Here is an 18,804-nt window from a genome sequence, read left to right as displayed (position 1 = left end):
GTGGTCATTCAATCAAGCGGGAAGTTTCGGAATCCGGACGGCGCACGCCTTCGCTGAACAGCGCGCGTTGCACCTCGGACAGCTCGGCGCCATGGCGCACCAGGGTCTCGTCGGTCATGGCCTGTACAGTGTCATCGACGCTGGCGGCGGACTCGGCGTCCTGGCTACCGCGCAGCAGTTCAAGAATACGCACGGTCAACTTGGCGATGCTGGAGGTTTCGCTCAGTTCCATCACCGGCAGGCGGATACCAAAGCGCTCTTCGACCGCCACCACCAATTCGACGCTCATCAACGAGTCCAACCCCAGCTCCTGGAGCGGTCGGCTGCTATCGAGCTTGCTGGTGGGAATGCGCAGGATCTCGCTAATCTCCTGCTTGAGCATTTCGGCAAACAGCTCGATGAGTTCCGGGTCGTCCATTTCCAGCAGCAGACGCTGGATATCGTCGCTATTGCTCTCTTCGTCCTGCTCACCATTGTGCAACCTGGCCAGCTCGCTGAACTTGGGTGCGCCAGCGGCCGGCAGGAAGCGCGACAGGGCTTTCCACTCCAGCTCCAGTACGCCGAGCCCGGAGCGCTTTTGCAGCAGCAGTTGTTCCAGGGTGTCGAGGGCTACTTGCGACTGCAACGCCGCGCCGCCCATGCGACTTTGCAGGGCATCCTTGATCTCCTGGTTGCGCGCCAGGAAACCCGCGTCGTCGATGGCACCCCAAAGCACGACCGTGGCGGGCAACCCTTGCTGCAGACGATGACGCGCCAGGGCTTCGAGCCAGTGGTTGGCTGCCACATAGTTGGCCTGCCCCGGGTTGCCGAACAGGGTGGTCGCCGACGAGTACAAGACGAAGAAATCCAGCGCCAGGTGCGCGGTCAATTCGTGCAGGTATTGCGCGCCTTTGGCCTTGGGTTCCAGCACCCGTTGCAACTGTTCTTGCGTGAGATTGCGGATCAGCCCGTCGTCGAACACCGTGGCGGCATGCACAATGCCACGCAACGGCGCTGTGGAGGCCTCGATACCCACCAGCACGCTGCGCAGTTGGGCACTATCGGTGATATCGCAAGCCACGGCCTGCACCTCAATGCCCTGCTCGCGCCATGCCGTCAGCGCGGCTTGAGCCTCCTCGGTGGCCGCCCCGCGCCGTCCCAGCAGTGCCAGGCGACGAGCCCCTTTATCCACCAGCCATTGCGCGGTGCGCAAGCCGAAACCACTGAGCCCGCCCGTGACCAGGTAAGTACCGTCGGCGGCCAGTTGCAACGCCTGCGACTGCACGGCCGACTCGTTGAACACCTGCTGGATAGGCGTGCGATAGGTCACGACGATCTTGCCGATCTGCCGCGCCTGCTGCATGTAGCGGAAGGACTCGACGATGTCGTTAGCGTCGAACTCACGGTAGGGCAACGGGCTGAGCGTGCCGTCGCGGAACAGTTGCATCATGTCGCCGAACAAGCGCCGAGTCAGCTCTGGACGCTCGCTCATCAACTGGTCGGCGTCGATGCCGAAATAGCTGATGTTGTTGCGAAATGGCCGCAGGCCGATGCGGGTGTTCTGATAGAAGTCACGCTTGCCCAGTTCCAGGAATCGCCCGAACGGCTTGAGGACCTGCAGGTTGCGATTGATCGCCTCACCCGCCAGCGAGTTGAGGACCACGTCGACACCCCGGCCATCGGTAATGGCCAGGATCTCATCGGCAAACGCCAGCGAGCGCGAGTCGAAGATGTGCTCCACGCCCAGCAGACGCAGGAAGTCGCGCTTCTCGTCGCTGCCGGCGGTGGCATAGATCTCAGCGCCCAGCCACTTGGCGATTTGGATGGCGGCGATACCGACGCCACCGGCCGCGCCATGGATCAGGACTTTTTCGCCCGGCTCCACGCGTGCCAGGTGATGCAGTGCGTAATACACCGTGAAGAACGTACTCGGGATCGTCGCTGCCGCTTCAAAGGACATGCCCTCGGGGATCTTCGCCACCGCATTGGCATTGGTGACCAGGCGGTTGGCGAAGCTCGATGGACCGAAGCCGACAACCCGGTCGCCCGGCTGGAAGTCGCCCGCGACCTGGGCTCCCTTGCCCCGCACCACACCGGCAAACTCAAAGCCCAGCGTCGGCCCGGAGAAGCCGTTCTCGATGGCCTCGTCCGACAACAGGCCAAGGGCGTACATGACATCGCGGAAGTTCAGGCCAGTGGCATGCACCTCGATATCCAACTGATCGCCCGCCGGTATGCGCGGCGCATGGGCTTGCCAACGCAGGTTGCGCAGTTGACCGGGCAATTCGAAACCAAGGCTGACCTGCGCCGCGTGGGCAATCTCGGCACTGTCCTGCACCTGATCGGGACGCACGCGCAGACGGGCAACATAGCGATCCCCGGCGGCGCTGATAGCCAGTTCGGTTTCATCGTCAGCATTCAACAAGGCCGGCAACAGCGCCTCGACCCCGGCACCTTCACCCAGGTCCAGCAGGCGCACCCGGCAACCCACCGCTTCGTTGGCGAGCGTGCGACCAAAGCCCCACAGCGCGGCGTCAGCCAGCGAGGACAGACCTTCGTTCACGTGCCCGGCAGGCGGTTGCAGATGCACGGCCGCCCCTCGGGTCAACAGCCAGCAATCCGGGGTCATGCCCGCCTGTTCGCACGCCTGGGCCAATGCAGCCGCGCGCATGCAGCGGTCGGCCTGGGCATCCAGACCCTCGGTGCCGAACAGGCCACTGAGCAACAGCACATGCTGCGGTGCCGGGCCTGTGCGCAAACCACTGGCCATAACCTCGGCCGAAGCCGGTGCCAGCGCATCGACGGCTTGCCCCTGCCCGCGTAGTGCATCGGTCAACTGACGAGCGAATACACCTTCTGCACCGTGCTCATCGGCCACCAACAACCAGCGCTGTACCGGCAGCGGTTGCGGATCGAATGGCGCGACGCTGTCAGCCGCACCGACCAGCACATAGCTGCCGCTGGACATCGCCGGCAGGAACTCCAACGCGTCGTCGACGCTCAGGCCGTGACGACGCAGTTCCTGCTGCCAGAACCCTGGGCGCTGCTGTGCCGACAAACGTTGCTGTTCCTGCCCAGCCAACCACCAGGCCGGTTGCGCACCAAACACGAAGTCAGCCCAACGTGCCGGGTGTTGCGCCAACAACAGCAACTGACCACCCGCCGACAGCCTTGCCGCACTGTGGCGCAGGCCTTCGCTGATGGTTTCCAGCGCTGCCAGATCGGTGGCGGCCAGGACCAGGTCGAAGCCATTGCCAGGCAACTCAGACACCGGTGCAACGTCAGCCAGGGCCAGCAGTTTCAAGTCTGGAAACTCGGCCGAAAGCAGGCTGGCCGGCTCCAGGTCAGTTGCGCTGTACTGGTAGTCGACGCGGTCAAAATCCAGCTGCGCGCACAGTTGTGCGGCAAATGGCACACCCCCGAAACCCAGCTCGAGAATGCGCAAACGCTGGCCCGCCGGTAACACGGCCAGCCGCTGCTCGATGTGTTGCTTGATCGCGTCCAGCAACGCCTGATAACCACTGGCGCCCAACACTTGGCGGGCCAACTGGGCCGGCGACGTTTCTCGCGGCAGCAGTGCTTCAAGCTTCACTTCACCGCTGAGCAAACCCAGCAGATGCAGGCCAACTCGTCCCACCGAATGGATGATCTGGAAGTGTTCCGGATAACTGCGAAACAGCTCCTGCCAGATGTCCTTGGAACTGACACGCTCCCCCTGATCGGCAACCTGCCAGTGGTCAGCGCCGGCAATCAGGCTGCCGTCGAGCACCGCCTGTTCCAGCAAGTGATCGAGGTATCCCGACAACTCCAACGCCTGAAGCTGCCATTGCTGGCGTTGCGCAGCGCTGAGTTGACCGCCCAGGTGCTCGATAGCCTCCAATACGAAGCTGGCACACAGGCTGTCCAACAGCGGGTCGACTTCCAGGCTGTAACGCACCAGTGCTGGCTCATCGATCACCGTGGCCAGGCTATGTACCAACGCGTCGTGCAATGACGACGAAGGCAGCGCCGGCACCCGAGCGGCCAGCGGATAAGGCTTGGCGACACCGGCGAAATCCACCAGCTTCAACTCCGCGCTGCGATCCTTGTGCAACTTGACTGCGCGGAACCGCGCGTCCTTGATGCTAACCACCGCCTGGCCCTGGGCGTCATACAGGGTGAAATCAGCGAGCAGAGAGTGCTCCGAACGGCGCACCAGGCGCACTTTGGCCAGGCATGGAGGCAGGCTGCAGGTGGCGAAATTGATCCGCCCCAGCTTTACCGGGATGAACGCCAGACCGTTGCTCGCCTTGGTATCACGACTCAACAATTGGGTGATGAGTTGGAACGCGCTGTCCAGCAGCGCCGGGTGCAGGTGCAGCGTCGCCAGCTCTTCACTGATCTCGCTCGGCGCAATGAGCTGCGCCAGCACTTGGTCACCGTCGATCCAGCCGGCTTCGATGGCCTGGTAGGCCGGGCCGTAATTCAGGCCCACGGCCGCCGTCATGTTCAAGTGATCGGCACGGGTAAAGTCCGGCACCCGGGTCGGCAGTACCGGTGCCGGCTCAGCCAGCAACACGCCACGAGCCTCGCCCGGCAGACGAGCGACCACATGCCGCGCCCACGGCTCATCCTGGGAAATGCTGCGCGATGCAACGCTGATCGCGCCATCGCTGCTGTCGATCTGCACCCGCACGTGCTTGCTCGAATCGGCATGCAGCACCAGCGGGCTGTGAATCTCCAGCTCTTCGATATCGACGTACTCGCCCGGCTGGTAGCACTGGGCGGCGGCGATGACCAACTCGGTGAAACCCGCACCGGGGAACAACACGGCATCGCCAACCTTGTGGTCCGCCAGCGTTGGGAAGCGTTGCGTGTCCAGGCGGTTATCCCACGTCAGCGCGTGGTCTGCGACCGGGTAACCCAGCAGTGGATGCACCGCCTCGCGAGACAGCACGCCGGACGACTCGGGGGTATCGCTGTGCCAGTGGCGCTCACGCTGCCACGCGTAGTTCGGCAAGCGCACGAAACGGCCGGCATGAGGAAACAGGCATTGCAGATCGGTTTCGACGCCACTGATCAGTACTTTGGCCACGGTGCGAGTGAGCTGTTCAAATGCATCTTTATCGCGCAGCAACGTGGCAATCATCACGCCCTGCTGCTCCTGGGCAACCAAGGCATCCGTGACATAGCTACGCAAGATCGCGTGCGGGCCGACTTCTACGAAAACGTTATAGCCCTGTTGGCACACTGTCTCGCAGGCCGACTGGAACAACACCGGGAGGCGAATGTTCTGCCACCAGTATTCGGCACCCAGGGACTCCCCGCTCAACTCGCCACCCGTGACGGTGGAGTACATCGGGATCTGGCTGGCACGCGGGACGATATCGCGCAACGCGTCGACGACCTGCTCAGCGATCATGTCCATGGCCGGCGAATGAAAGGCGTAGTCCAGGCCAAGTCGGCGGACGAACACCTGGCGCTCAGTCAGCACCTGCTCCAAGCGTTCCAGGCCGGCCACGGAGCCCGCCACGGTGGCGCCCTTGAAACTGTTCTCGCCGGCCACGACCACATCGGTCAGGCCCAGCTCCTGCAACAGCTTCGCCGTGTCGTCACCTGACAAGCCAACAGCGGACATCTGCCCGGAGCCAGCAGTCAACCCTTGCAGGCGGCTGCGGTGATAGATCACTCGGGTCGCATCGGCCAACGACAACGCACCGCAAGCCCAGGCGGCCGCCACTTCACCGACGCTGTGCCCCATTACAACCTGTGGCACTACGCCCTGGTTCAACAACATACGGGTCACGCCTACTTGCAGCGCGAACAGCGCCGGCTGGGCGATTTCCGTCAGTTGATAGCGGTCTTGCCCATACTCGCCCGCCAACTCGGCAATCAGCGAGTACCCAGACAGCGGCTGGAAGATGGCGTCGACTTCACTCACGGCGGCATGGAACACCGCATCGCCCAACAACGCCCTGCCCATACCCTCCCACTGAGAGCCATTGCCGGAGAATACAAACACCGGCCCCTTGACGTGATCCAGTGCTCGCCCGCTCTCCAGGATTGAACTCAAGGCCGGGACGGCCGGATCCAGGGCGAAATCCAGCAGCGCCTGAGCGCTTTGTTGCGGGTCGCCGCTAAAGACCACTACGCGTTGGGCGTGTAGATCGCGACGCAGCATGGTTTGGTAGGCGACGTCGTAAAGGCTCGCAGCCGGACTATCACTCAGGTGCTGGGCAATGCTCTGCGCCATGTCGGCCAGCCCGGCGCTGTCTTTGGCCGTGACCATCAACGGCACAGGTGCCGAAACAGCCGGAATCACCGCCGGTAACGCCTCACAGGTGTGGCTCTGCAAGATGACGTGGGCGTTGGCACCGCCAAAACCGAACGAGTTGACGCCCACCACCAGCGTGCCGTTGGGCTTGAGGGCTTGGTTGCGCGTGACGACATCGAGGTTGAGTTCGGCGAATGGAATACGCGGATTGAGGTTCTTGATACCAATGGTGGCCGGTACCTGCCGCTCGGTAACGCAATACAGCGCCTTCATCAGGCCCGCGACTCCGGAAGCGGCCTCCAGGTGACCGATGTTGCTTTTAATCGAGCCGATCAGCAGCGGCTGGTCGGCAGCACGCGCCTGGCCCAATGCCAAGCCGATAGCCCGGCTTTCAATCGGATCACCCACCGGGGTACCCGTGCCGTGGGCCTCCAGGTAATCGATGTCGGCCGGTGAAATGCCCGCTTTGGCGTAGGCTTGCGTCATCAATGCCGCCTGGGCCTCGGCACTGGGTACGGTCAAGCCGGACTTGCGCCCGTCGGTATTGACCGCACTGCCCGCGACTACGGCCAGGATTGGGTTGCCATCGGCAACGGCTTTGTCGTAATCCTTGAGGTAGAACAAGCCGCCGCCTTCGGAGCGCACGTAACCGTCACCGGCTTCATCGAACACGTTGCAGCGCCCTTTGCGCGACAACATCGAGGCCTTGGAGAAGATCAGGAAACCGAAGGGGTGCAGGTGCAGGCTGACGCCGCCCGTCAACGCCTGGTCGATCTCTCCGCTTTGAATGGCCTGGCACGCCTGGTGAAAAGCCACCAGTGACGAGGAGCAGGCCGTATCGACCGCCATGCTCGGACCGCGCAAATCATAGATATACGACAGCCGGTTGGCCGCGATACTCAGCGTGTTACCCGTGGCCGTGGAGGAATCCACCAACGACAGGTCATGGGACAGGCGATAGGCGTAATCGGTGCTGGCAATACCCAGGTACACACCGCACTGGCTGCCGCGCACGCTCGAGGGTTTTACCCCGGCGTTCTCGAACACTTCCCAGCCCAGTTCAAGCAACAGGCGCTGCTGAGGGTCCATGATCGCGGCTTCGCGTGGAGAAATGCTGAAGAACCCTGCATCGAAGGTGGAAATATCTCCCAGGGTGCCGGCAGCAAAGGTGTAGGAAGTGCCCGGATTGGCTTTGTCAGGGTGGAAGAACTCGTCATGGGACCAACGGGCCGGATCAACCTGGGTAATAAAATCGCGTCCCTCCAGCAAGTTCTGCCAAAAAGTTGCCGAAGTGGAGCCTGGAAAACGAAATGACGCCCCAATAATTGCAACCTTGCTACCCATCAACTTCCCCACCTTTTTTATATTCCCAACGCTACCGCCATCACCTCATGCGATGACTGCACCGAACCACGCTCAATGATCCGGAATACGCTTGAAAAGCCAATCAATTCAGTTAGCTAGTAACTATTTATTTATTAGAGGCACATCGAAACGGAGGCCGACCTAACAACGACTTTTAATTGACACACGCAAACCCCAAGAGAATGGGGCGCGAAATCATACGCTGAGCGAATACTTTGGGAAACCCTGAAAACTTTTAATCTGACGTCATAACACGATGAATCCCACAGCCCGCATAACCTGATGCAAAGCAAAAAATAAATTCAATAAAAGCGCCTCAGTGCCGACACCTTGTCAAAGCCTTGCGGATTGAAAAAGCCATGCGTAATAACCAACCCATCACACAACGCGAACGGACCTTTCCGGCACAACAGCGATTGATCTCCACCACCGATGCCAAAGGTGTGATCACCTACTGCAACGATGCCTTCGTCGAGATCAGTGGGTTTTCCCGTGAGGAACTGATCCGCGCCCCACACAACCTGGTTCGTCACCCTGACGTGCCGGCGGCGGTGTTCGCGCATATGTGGGGCACGCTCAAGCAAGGCTTGCCCTGGATGGGCATCGTCAAGAACCGTTGCAAGAACGGCGATCACTACTGGGTCAACGCCTACGTCACGCCCGTGTTCGACGGCAGCCAGGTGGTCGGCTACGAGTCGGTGCGGGTCAAGCCCAGCGCCGAGCAGATCCGCCGCGCCGAAGCACTCTACCAACGCATCAACCAGGGCAAGTCGGCGATTCCTTCCACCGACAAGTGGCTGCCGGTCGCCCAGGACTGGCTGCCGTTCATTCTGGTCAGCCAACTGAGCTTCATGATTGGCGCCACCCTCAACTCGCACTGGGGCTTTGCCCTGGCGGCCGGCTTGTCGGTACCGCTGGGCCTGCTCGGGTTGAGCTGGCAACAACGCGGCCTCAAGCGCCTGCTGCGCCTGGCCGAGCAGACCACGTCCGACCCGCTGATCGCCCGGATGTATACCGACAGCCGGGGTGCGCAGGCACGCCTGGAGATGTCGATCCTCAGCCAGGAAGCCCGCCTGAAGACCTGCCTCACTCGCTTGCAGGACACCGCCGAGCACCTGACCGAACAAGCGCGGCAATCCGATGCCCTGGCGCACGACAGCTCCAGCGGCCTGGAACGCCAGCGCCTGGAAACCGAGCAAGTGGCCACCGCCGTCAACCAGATGGCCGCCACCACCCAGGAAGTCGCCAGCCATGTGCAGCGCACCGCTGACGCCACCCAGGAAGCCAATCGCCTGACCAGCCGCGGGCGTGACATCGCCGGTGAAACCCGCGACGCCATCCAGCGCTTGTCGGTGGTGGTCGGTGAAACCGGGCTGACCGTCACCCAACTGGCCAAGGACAGCGACGAGATCGGCGGCGTTGTGGACGTGATCAAAGGCATTGCCGACCAGACCAACCTGCTGGCCTTGAACGCCGCCATCGAAGCCGCCCGTGCTGGCGAGATGGGACGTGGCTTTGCGGTCGTGGCCGACGAGGTGCGGCAACTGGCGCAACGCACCAGCGAATCAACCGGGCAGATCCACAGCCTGATCGCCAAGCTCCAGCAAACCGCCGGCACCGCCGTGCAAACCATGGAAGCCGGACATCGCCAGGCCGAGGAAGGCGTGGCCAGGGTGCTGGAAGCGGACCAGGCACTGGTGGGGATTAGCGAAGCGGTGGCCAACATCACCGACATGACCACCCAGATCGCCGCGGCCACCGAGGAGCAAAGCGCTGTGGCCGAAGAGATCAGCCGCAACATCAGCAACATCTCCGATCTGGCCGACCGGACCTCGGAGCAGGCACAAAACTCGGCACTGCTCAGCGAAGAGCTGACCAAGACCGCCAGCACCCAGTATTCGCTGGTGGAGCGATTTAACCGCTGACCACGACGGCTCGACAAAAAACCCGGACAGCGAAAGCTTCCGGGTTTTTTATGATCGGCTTGAAGGTTATGCGAGCTGTGCCGCCGTCTTCGCGGGCAAGCCTCGCTCCTACAGGGCGTTATCACCACCGATCACTGTGGGAGCGAGCCTGCTCGCGAAGAGGTCAGTGCTGGCAGTCAACCTTTCACTGAAGAAATGCAGCCACCTTCTGCGCCACAGCCGCCAAATGCTGCTCATGACTGAACCCCGAAGCCTTCAACGGCTTCAAGTCATGATCCCCCGCCACCAGCCACATCAGCTCGATGCTCGGCGACAGGTCATAACCTTGCACCGCTTGCCGATTGCCCAAGGCATCGCGCTCGCCCTGGACGATCAAGGTCGGCGCCTTCAATCCGGCCAAATGCTCGACCCTCGGCTTCTGCGGCTTGCCCACCGCATAAAACGGATACCCCAGGCACACCAGCGCATCCGCCCCCAACTCATCGACCAACAAACTGGCCATGCGCCCACCCATGGATTTGCCACCGATGGCCAGCCGCCCAGCGACATGACGTCGCACCAGTGCGTACACCTGCGCCCAGCACTCCAGCAACCTGGGCGCCGGGTTGGGTGGGCGTTTCCCGCCATCGACACGTCGCTGGGCCATGTAGGGAAACTCGAAGCGCAGCACGTTGACACCCTGAGCGGCGAGGCGTGCAGCCATGTCGCTCATAAAGCTGCTGTCCATCGGTGCGCCTGCGCCATGGGCCAGGATCAAGGTGCGCGAGGCGTCCGACAGCGGCACGCCTGCGCCATCCCACAGCCAGCCATGGTCACGCACGCACTTCGCCCATTGATCCCCGTCAATACCGCCCCCGACTTCATTGCCCATGCTTACCTCGCTTTTAATCTGCCTATAACTCCAGGCGAAGGAAGCGTGCTGCCGCGTGCAGACGCCTTCACTTCAACTGATCCGTGGATGGGGAACCATGAACACTTCTACAAGCACCGCCTATAATTACAAGGTGGTCCGCCAATTCGCCATTATGACGGTGGTATGGGGCATCGTCGGCATGGGGCTCGGGGTTTTTCTCGCGGCTCAATTGGTCTGGCCCGAACTGAACTTCAACTTGCCCTGGACCAGCTTTGGTCGCCTGCGCCCGCTTCACACCAATGCGGTGATCTTTGCCTTTGGTGGCTGCGCGCTGTTCGCCGCTTCGTACTACTCACTGCAACGCACCTGCCAAACCCAACTGTTCGCGCCGAAAATCGCCGCGTTCACCTTCTGGGGCTGGCAACTGGTGATCCTGCTGGCGGCGATCACGCTGCCGCTGGGCTACACCAGCTCCAAAGAGTACGCCGAGCTGGAATGGCCGATCGACATCCTGATCACCATCGTCTGGGTCGCCTACGCCATCGTGTTCTTCGGCACACTGGTGAAGCGCAAGACCAAGCACATCTATGTTGGCAACTGGTTCTTCGGGGCTTTCATCGTTACCGTGGCCATCCTGCACATCGTCAACAACCTGGAACTCCCGGTCAGCCTGACCAAGTCCTACTCGGTGTATGCCGGTGCGACCGATGCCATGGTCCAGTGGTGGTACGGGCATAACGCGGTAGGTTTCTTCCTCACGGCGGGCTTCCTGGGGATGATGTACTACTTCGTGCCGAAACAGGCCGAGCGTCCGGTGTATTCGTATCGCCTGTCGATCGTGCACTTCTGGGCACTGATCACCCTGTACATCTGGGCCGGCCCGCACCACCTGCACTACACCGCGCTGCCGGACTGGGCGCAGTCGCTGGGCATGGTGATGTCACTGGTCCTGCTGGCTCCGAGCTGGGGCGGCATGATCAACGGCATGATGACCCTCTCGGGGGCCTGGCATAAGTTGCGCAGCGACCCAATCCTGCGCTTCCTCGTGGTGTCCCTCGCGTTCTACGGCATGTCGACCTTCGAAGGCCCGATGATGGCCATCAAGACCGTCAACGCCCTGTCTCACTACACCGACTGGACCATCGGCCACGTACACGCCGGTGCACTCGGCTGGGTGGCAATGATCTCCATTGGCGCGCTGTACCACATGATCCCGAAAATCTTCGGTCGCCAGCAGATGCACAGCGTCGGCTTGATCAACGCGCACTTCTGGCTCGCGACCATCGGCACCGTGCTCTACATCGCTTCGATGTGGGTCAACGGCATCGCCCAGGGCCTCATGTGGCGCGCAGTCAACGAAGACGGCACGCTGACCTACTCCTTCGTCGAAACCCTGGTGGCCAGCCACCCAGGCTTCGTCGTGCGGTTGGTGGGCGGTGCGATCTTCTTCAGCGGCATGTTGCTGATGGCTTACAACACCTGGCGCACCGTGCGTGACGCCAAGCCTGCCGAAATCGCCGCCGCAGCGCAGATGGCCTGAGGAGTCCGCCATGAAACACGAAACGATTGAGAAAAACGTCGGCCTGCTGCTGCTGCTGATGGTCCTCGCGGTGAGCATCGGCGGTCTGACCCAGATCGTCCCGCTGTTCTTCCAGGACGTCACCAACAAGCCGGTCGAAGGCATGAAGCCCTACACCGCGCTGCAGCTGGAAGGCCGCGACATTTACATCCGCGAAGGCTGCGTCCAGTGCCACTCGCAGATGATCCGCCCGTTCCGCGCCGAGACCGAACGCTACGGCCACTACTCGGTCGCCGGTGAAAGCGTCTGGGACCACCCGTTCCTGTGGGGCTCCAAGCGGACCGGCCCGGACCTGGCCCGTGTCGGTGGTCGCTACTCCGATGACTGGCACCGCGCGCACCTGTACAACCCGCGCAACGTCGTGCCCGAGTCGAAGATGCCCGCCTACCCATGGCTGGTCACCCAGCCGGTGGACAACAGCGACACCCAGACCAAGCTCGAAGTGATGCGCACCCTGGGCGTGCCGTACACCGACGAAGACATCGCCGGTGCCGCAGACTCGGTGAAAGGCAAGACCGAGATGGACGCCCTGGTCTCCTACCTGCAAGTGCTCGGCACTGCAATCAAGAGCAAGAGGTGAGCCATGGCCCTGTCTTTTCTAGGAAGCGAAATGAGCACTGGAATGATCCGCGGCCTGGGCACGGTCGTGGTGTTCGTGGCCTTTGTCGGCCTGGCGCTGTGGGTGTTCAACGGTAAGCGCAGCTCGGAATTTGCCGAAGCGCGCCTGCTGCCCTTCGCCGACGAGCCGTTGCCCGATGACGCCAACACTCAAGAACCTGCAACAAGGAGCATCCGGCCATGACCACCTTCTGGAGTACGTGGATCTGCGTACTGACCATTGGCAGCCTGATCGGCCTGACCTGGCTCTTGGTCGGCACCCGCAAGGGCGAAACCAAGGACAGCGTCGACCAGACCATGGGCCATGCCTTCGACGGCATCGAGGAATATGACAATCCGCTGCCACAGTGGTGGTTCATGCTGTTCGCCGGCACCCTGGTGTTCGCCGTCGGCTACCTGATCCTTTACCCGGGCCTGGGCAACTGGAAAGGCATCCTGCCAGGCTATGAAGGCGGCTGGACCCAGACCAAGGAATGGGACAAGGAAATGGCCAAGGCCGATGCCAAATATGGGCCGATCTACGCCAAATTTGCGGCGATGCCCGTGGAAGAGGTGGCGAAAGACCCACAAGCACTGAAAATGGGTGGCCGCCTGTTTGCCTCCAATTGCTCGGTGTGCCATGGCTCGGATGCCAAGGGCGCGTTCGGCTTCCCTAACCTGGCTGACAGCAGCTGGCGCTGGGGCGGCAGTGCCGACACGATCAAGACCACCATCATGGGTGGCCGGATCGCGGCCATGCCGGCCTGGGGCGAAGTACTGGGAGAAAGCGGGGTGAAGAACGTCGCGGCGTATGTCCGTCACGACTTGGCTGGCCTGCCGCTGCCGGCCGACAGCAATGTCGACCTGGCCGCCGGCCAGCAAGCCTTCAGCACCACCTGCGCCGCTTGCCATGGCGCCACTGGCCAGGGCATGGACGTGCTGGGCGCGCCGAACCTGACGCAACCGGCCGCGTTCATCTACGGCACCAGCCTGGCCCAGTTGCAACAGACCATTCGCCATGGCCGCCAGGGCCACATGCCGGCGCAGAACGAACTACTGGGTAACGACAAAGTGCAATTGCTGGCCGCGTATGTGTACAGCTTGTCCCACGATGCCAAGGCCCCAGCGCCACAACCACCAGGCAATAATGAGTAATCGGTAAATGCTTCGCTGCCGCATCCCCGGATGCGGCAGTTCCCTGCCCCTTTGCGACCCATTGTCGCACCCCGCGACAACCCTCCTTTCGATTCTGCGAATTCACGTCTAAGCTGCTGCGAAGCGGACTGGCAATAGCCGGTCACGGGTCAAGCGCTCAGGATACGTTCAACGAATCTGCTCGATGACAGGCCGCAAAGGCTGGTAGTTACCGGCTGTCGCGCAAGTTGCCACCTGTCACCTGCCCGCCTCGTTTGCACACACCTGGTTACAACTGACCCGCCCCCCTCGCCTTTTTCGTCCGCCGAGACATTTTGCCCCAGGGCGAATTTGTCCCTACGCGGCGCATGGAAAGGCCGCAGAATCAGCTTTTGAAAGCATTGACCCAGGTCATGGCGCGTTGCAATGACCCCCCGCTTTCTCCATACTTGCGGCCGATTTTTATCCCTAATAAAACACCCAAACCGTGGAACCTTAGAATGAGCACAGCAATCAGTCCGACTGCTTATAACTATAAGGTAGTCCGCCAGTTCGCCATCATGACGGTGGTCTGGGGGATCCTTGGCATGGGGCTCGGTGTCTTCATCGCCTCGCAACTGGTCTGGCCGGAGTTGAACTTCGGTCTGGAATGGACGAGCTTTGGACGCCTACGCCCACTGCACACCAACCTGGTGATCTTCGCCTTCGGTGGATGTGCACTGTTTGCCACCTCTTATTACGTCGTGCAGCGTACCTGCCAAACGCGACTGATTTCCGACAGCCTCGCCGCCTTCACCTTCTGGGGTTGGCAAGCGGTGATCGTTGGCGCCATCGTTACCTTGCCGCTGGGTTACACCACCACCAAGGAATACGCTGAGCTGGAATGGCCCCTGGCTATCCTGCTGGCCATCGTCTGGGTGACCTACGGTCTGGTGTTCTTCGGCACCATCACCAAGCGCAAGACCAAGCACATCTATGTGGGCAACTGGTTCTACGGCGCCTTCATCGTCGTGACGGCGATGCTGCACATCGTCAACCACGCCTCGCTGCCGGTCAGCTTCTTCAAGTCCTACTCGGCGTATGCCGGTGCGACCGATGCAATGATCCAGTGGTGGTACGGCCACAACGCGGTAGGTTTCTTCCTGACCACCGGCTTCCTGGGGATGATGTACTACTTCGTTCCCAAGCAGGCCGAGCGTCCGATCTACTCGTATCGCCTGTCGATCGTGCACTTCTGGGCACTGATCACCCTGTACATCTGGGCCGGTCCTCACCACCTGCACTACACCGCACTGCCGGACTGGGCTCAGTCCCTGGGCATGGCGATGTCGATCATCCTGCTGGCTCCGAGCTGGGGCGGCATGATCAACGGCATGATGACCCTCTCGGGCGCCTGGCATAAGCTGCGCACCGACCCGATCCTGCGCTTCCTCGTGGTATCGCTGGCGTTCTACGGCATGTCGACCTTCGAAGGCCCGATGATGGCCATCAAGACCGTCAACTCGCTGTCGCACTACACCGACTGGACCATCGGCCACGTACACGCCGGCGCTTTGGGCTGGGTAGCGATGATTTCCATCGGCGCGCTGTACCACATGATCCCGAAAATCTTCGGCCGCGAGCAGATGTACAGCACCCCGCTGATCAACACTCACTTCTGGCTCGCGACCATCGGTACCGTGCTCTACATCGCTTCGATGTGGGTCAACGGCATCACCCAGGGCCTGATGTGGCGTGCAATCAACGAAGACGGCACCCTGACCTACTCGTTCGTTGAAGCGCTACAAGCCAGCCACCCTGGCTTCATCGTTCGTGCCATCGGTGGTGCGTTCTTTGCCAGCGGCATGCTGTTCATGGCCTACAACGTGTTCCGTACCGTCCGCGCCTCGGACCCGGCACAAGCTGAAGCTGCCGCCAAGATCGTTGTAGTTGGAGCTCACTGATGAAGCACGAAGTAGTCGAGAAGAATATCGGCCTGCTGGCCTTCTTCATGGTCATCGCTGTCAGCATCGGTGGCCTGACCCAGATCGTCCCGCTGTTCTTCCAGGACGTCACCAACAAGCCGGTCGAGGGCATGAAGCCTCGCACCGCCCTTGAACTGGAAGGCCGTGACATCTACATCGCCAACGGTTGTGTCGGCTGCCACTCGCAGATGATCCGTCCGTTCCGCGCCGAAACCGAACGCTATGGCCACTACTCGGTCGCCGGTGAAAGCGTCTGGGACCACCCGTTCCTGTGGGGTTCCAAGCGTACCGGTCCGGACCTGGCCCGCGTTGGCGGCCGTTACTCCGATGACTGGCAGCGTGCGCACTTGTACAACCCGCGCAACGTCGTGCCTGAGTCGAAAATGCCGGCTTACCCGTTCCTCGTGGAAAACAAGCTCGACGGCAAGTACACCGCGAAGAAAATGGAAGTCTTGCGCACCCTGGGCGTGCCTTACACCGACGAAGACATCGCCGGTGCCAAGGATGCCGTGAAGGGCAAGACCGAAATGGACGCGCTGGTGGCCTATCTGCAAGGCCTGGGCACCATCATCAAAAGCAAACGGTGATTTAGATGGATATCGGGATGATTCGTGGCCTGGGCACCGTCGTCGTGATGGTGGCCTTTATTGGTCTGGCGCTGTGGGTATTCAGCCCCAAGCGCAAGTCGGAGTTTGAAGACGCGACCTTGCTGCCTTTCGCGGATGATCCCGAAGCCATCAAGCACGTCGAGCACGCTTCTAGGAGTAACAAAGAATGACTACGTTCTGGAGTCTGTATGTCACAGTCCTCAGTCTGGGTACCATCTTCGCCCTGACCTGGCTGCTGCTGTCCACCCGCAAGGGCCAGCGCAGCGAACAGACAGACGAGAAAGTTGGCCACGCCTTCGACGGGATCGAGGAATACGACAACCCACTGCCGCAATGGTGGTTCATGTTGTTCGTGGGCACCATCGTGTTCGCCCTCGGCTACCTGGCGCTGTATCCAGGCCTGGGCAACTGGAAAGGCTTGCTGCCGGGGTACACCTACCTCGACAACGAGACCAAAACCCCGTTCGCCAACGGCCAGTCTGGCTGGACCGGCGTGCACGAGTGGGAAAAGGAAATGGCCAAGTCGGACGCCAAGTTCGGCCCGATCTTCGCCAAGTTCGCCGCCATGCCGATTGAAGAAGTCGCCAAGGACCCACAAGCCCTGAAGATGGGTGGCCGCCTGTTCGCCTCCAACTGCTCGGTGTGCCATGGTTCCGATGCCAAGGGCGCCTATGGCTTCCCTAACCTGACCGACGCCGACTGGCGCTGGGGCGGCGAGCCGGCAACCATCAAGGCCACCATCATGGCTGGTCGTCACGCCGTGATGCCGGCCTGGGCTGACGTGATCGGCGAGCAAGGCGTTGCTGACGTTGCCGCGTACGTGCTGACCAACCTCGATGGGCGCAAAGTGCCGGAAGGCGCGAAGGCCGACCCGGTTGCTGGCCAGAAGCTGTTCGCCACCAACTGCGCGGTCTGCCATGGTCCGGAAGGCAAGGGTACACCAGCAATGGGCGCACCTAACCTGACTCACCCGGCGGCGTTCATCTACGGTTCGAGCTTCGCTCAACTGCAGCAGACCATCCGCTACGGTCGCCAGGGCGTCATGCCTGCGCAAGAGCAGATGCAGGGTAACGATAAAGTTCACCTGCTGGCCGCTTACGTCTACAGCCTGTCTCACGGTGAGAAGGCAGCTGACGCCGAGTAAAGCAAACGCTTGAAGCGACAAAAAACGGCCCCGCCCATGTGAATGGACGGGGCCGTTTTCGTTGCAGCCGATCATTTCAACGCCGGGATCACCTTCACCTCGGTGCGCTGGCTCCAGTCGCTGTCTCGTACAACGCTGATACTCAGCTGTTGCCGGTCCTCGCTGAAACTGGCGATCAAATAACTTTGCTGCGACGCCGACCCACTCAGGAACACCGGCACATCACCGAAGTACTCCCGCGAGTTCCAGTCAAAGTAACTGCCCACCCCCCAATGATCATGCCCTCCGAACACTGCTGTCACCCGGTACCGCTCAATCAGCTGTTGGAACCTGGCGATCTGCTCTGCGCCCCCCTGCCAGTCATAGGCCTTGTGCATGTTCACAATGATTATTCGCCCCTGAGCCCGCGCCTTCCTCAAGTCCTGCTCCAGCCAGTCAAGTGCCGAGGTGATTTCAAAAATGCTCCCGCCAAAGGGGTTACCACCCGAAAAGCTCACCGCATAAGTCGGCTCATTGTTCAGCTGGATCATGTGCACATCCCCAAAGCTCTTCGAATACGCAAGACTGCCGTAATAGATCGTCCGCAACCCGGAAGCTCGTGCCGCAAGATCGAACGTCGCGACGTTCCCCCAATAACGCTCCTTAAGATCGATCACACTCCCGATCGCACAGTTATTCAAAAAGCAATCATCCACATTATTGGCGTAGTCATGATTACCCAGGCCGTAGTCATAAACCCCTTCCAACTTACTTTCAAATACCGACTTCATATACGAACGTTCAGCAGAATGACCGAACGCGGTAATGTCGCCATTGATCATCACCGGCACGGACAGCGCCCCTCCCTGTCGCGCCCTGAAGTTGGCAATATCGGAATACTGTCGTTCTATCTGTCTCTTCGCCCGCGCGTTCTCGTCGGGGTCCGGGAGACCGTCATCGATGAGATCCGTCCAGGGGTACTGCGGATCCGAGACAAACACCAGGTGGCGGGGCGCGCCCTGTGGCTCAGCCCCCCAGGCCGGTGGCGCCAGCAGCGATAACGCAACAGCCAGCAACCCGCCAAGTTGTTTATATAAGTCCACTTAACCAATATCCATTAATAGTGAGTTGTCGCAGCGACGACTGCCACGAACAAAACATACCTCACCCCTTCATTGAGCACTATAACGCCAGACATATGGACACATTAATCACGCTTCAACTTACCGCCTTCATGGCCACACGCCCGAGCATTAGCCAAGTGCCTATCCGGACCGGCACCCTGCATGAGCTTTCCATCACGTTTGATTTCCATGAACACCTTATAACCCTGCGGTTGGCTTGCTGTTCGTGACGACCGCCAGAACCAAGCCCCGGTATCAATCCGACCGTCTGTAGCCTGACACTTGCCGCCCGCAACAGCG

General features: G+C 61.2%; 12 protein-coding genes. 9 read left to right on the top strand and 3 right to left on the bottom strand.

Features of this window, described 5'->3' with window-relative positions; all coding sequences use genetic code 11:
• Window positions 1-4 precede the first annotated feature (4 nt).
• Window positions 5-7,576 (bottom strand): type I polyketide synthase, encoded by a 7,572-nt coding sequence (locus BMW74_RS13390; RefSeq protein WP_093420778.1) that lies wholly within the window; start codon window positions 7,574-7,576, stop codon window positions 5-7.
• A 380-nt stretch (window positions 7,577-7,956) separates the two neighbouring features.
• Between BMW74_RS13390 and BMW74_RS13385 the strand changes: the two genes are divergently transcribed.
• Window positions 7,957-9,522 carry a methyl-accepting chemotaxis protein gene (locus BMW74_RS13385; RefSeq protein WP_093420773.1) on the top strand — a complete coding sequence of 522 codons (1,566 nt, stop codon included), beginning with the start codon at window positions 7,957-7,959 and terminating at the stop codon, window positions 9,520-9,522.
• A 184-nt stretch (window positions 9,523-9,706) separates the two neighbouring features.
• Here the strand turns inward: BMW74_RS13385 and BMW74_RS13380 are convergent, their stop codons facing one another.
• The gene (locus tag BMW74_RS13380; protein WP_093420768.1) at window positions 9,707-10,393 is read right to left on the bottom strand and encodes an alpha/beta family hydrolase; all 687 of its coding nucleotides are present in this window, start codon (window positions 10,391-10,393) and stop codon (window positions 9,707-9,709) included.
• Between the two features lie 97 nt (window positions 10,394-10,490).
• On the opposite strand from BMW74_RS13380, the gene ccoN (BMW74_RS13375) reads away from it, so the two are divergent.
• The 8 genes from ccoN (BMW74_RS13375) to ccoP (BMW74_RS13340) all read left to right on the top strand — a co-directional run bounded on the left by ccoN (BMW74_RS13375) (window position 10,491) and on the right by ccoP (BMW74_RS13340) (window position 17,401).
• Window positions 10,491-11,915, top strand: a complete 1,425-nt coding sequence (ccoN, locus tag BMW74_RS13375) for a cytochrome-c oxidase, cbb3-type subunit I (RefSeq protein WP_093420764.1) — start codon at window positions 10,491-10,493, stop codon at window positions 11,913-11,915.
• 10 nt (window positions 11,916-11,925) lie between these two features.
• On the top strand, window positions 11,926-12,534 hold the full coding sequence (ccoO, locus tag BMW74_RS13370) for a cytochrome-c oxidase, cbb3-type subunit II (RefSeq protein WP_093420760.1): 609 nt from the start codon (window positions 11,926-11,928) through the stop codon (window positions 12,532-12,534).
• Window positions 12,535-12,537: 3 nt separating this feature from the next.
• Window positions 12,538-12,756 carry a cbb3-type cytochrome oxidase subunit 3 gene (locus BMW74_RS13365; RefSeq protein WP_093420756.1) on the top strand — a complete coding sequence of 73 codons (219 nt, stop codon included), beginning with the start codon at window positions 12,538-12,540 and terminating at the stop codon, window positions 12,754-12,756.
• Entirely contained in the window at window positions 12,753-13,706 is a 954-nt protein-coding gene (gene ccoP / locus BMW74_RS13360) for a cytochrome-c oxidase, cbb3-type subunit III (protein ID WP_093420752.1), read from the top strand. The genes BMW74_RS13365 and ccoP (BMW74_RS13360) overlap by 4 nt, the downstream gene beginning before the upstream one ends.
• A gap of 479 nt (window positions 13,707-14,185) precedes the next feature.
• Window positions 14,186-15,628 carry a cytochrome-c oxidase, cbb3-type subunit I gene (gene ccoN / locus BMW74_RS13355; RefSeq protein ID WP_093420748.1) on the top strand — a complete coding sequence of 481 codons (1,443 nt, stop codon included), beginning with the start codon at window positions 14,186-14,188 and terminating at the stop codon, window positions 15,626-15,628.
• Window positions 15,628-16,236, top strand: coding sequence for a cytochrome-c oxidase, cbb3-type subunit II (ccoO, locus tag BMW74_RS13350; protein WP_093420744.1), 609 nt, complete (start codon window positions 15,628-15,630; stop codon window positions 16,234-16,236). The genes ccoN (BMW74_RS13355) and ccoO (BMW74_RS13350) overlap by 1 nt, the downstream gene beginning before the upstream one ends.
• Before the next feature lie 5 nt (window positions 16,237-16,241).
• Window positions 16,242-16,427, top strand: a complete 186-nt coding sequence (locus BMW74_RS13345) for a cbb3-type cytochrome oxidase subunit 3 (RefSeq protein ID WP_093420740.1) — start codon at window positions 16,242-16,244, stop codon at window positions 16,425-16,427.
• Complete coding sequence (ccoP, locus tag BMW74_RS13340) at window positions 16,424-17,401, top strand: cytochrome-c oxidase, cbb3-type subunit III (RefSeq protein ID WP_093420735.1); 978 nt, start codon at window positions 16,424-16,426, stop codon at window positions 17,399-17,401. The genes BMW74_RS13345 and ccoP (BMW74_RS13340) overlap by 4 nt, the downstream gene beginning before the upstream one ends.
• Before the next feature lie 71 nt (window positions 17,402-17,472).
• On the opposite strand, the gene BMW74_RS13335 is transcribed toward ccoP (BMW74_RS13340), so the two are convergent.
• A complete protein-coding gene (locus BMW74_RS13335; RefSeq protein ID WP_093420730.1) occupies window positions 17,473-18,483 on the bottom strand; it encodes a metallophosphoesterase family protein in 1,011 nt (336 codons plus the stop codon).
• Window positions 18,484-18,804: the final 321 nt, after the last annotated feature.

Origin of the sequence: Pseudomonas sp. ok272 (genome assembly GCF_900109995.1) — a bacterium.
Lineage (GTDB): Bacteria > Pseudomonadota > Gammaproteobacteria > Pseudomonadales > Pseudomonadaceae > Aquipseudomonas.
Note: the sequence above shows the minus strand (reverse complement) of the source record. Positions and strands in the feature narration are given on the sequence as shown.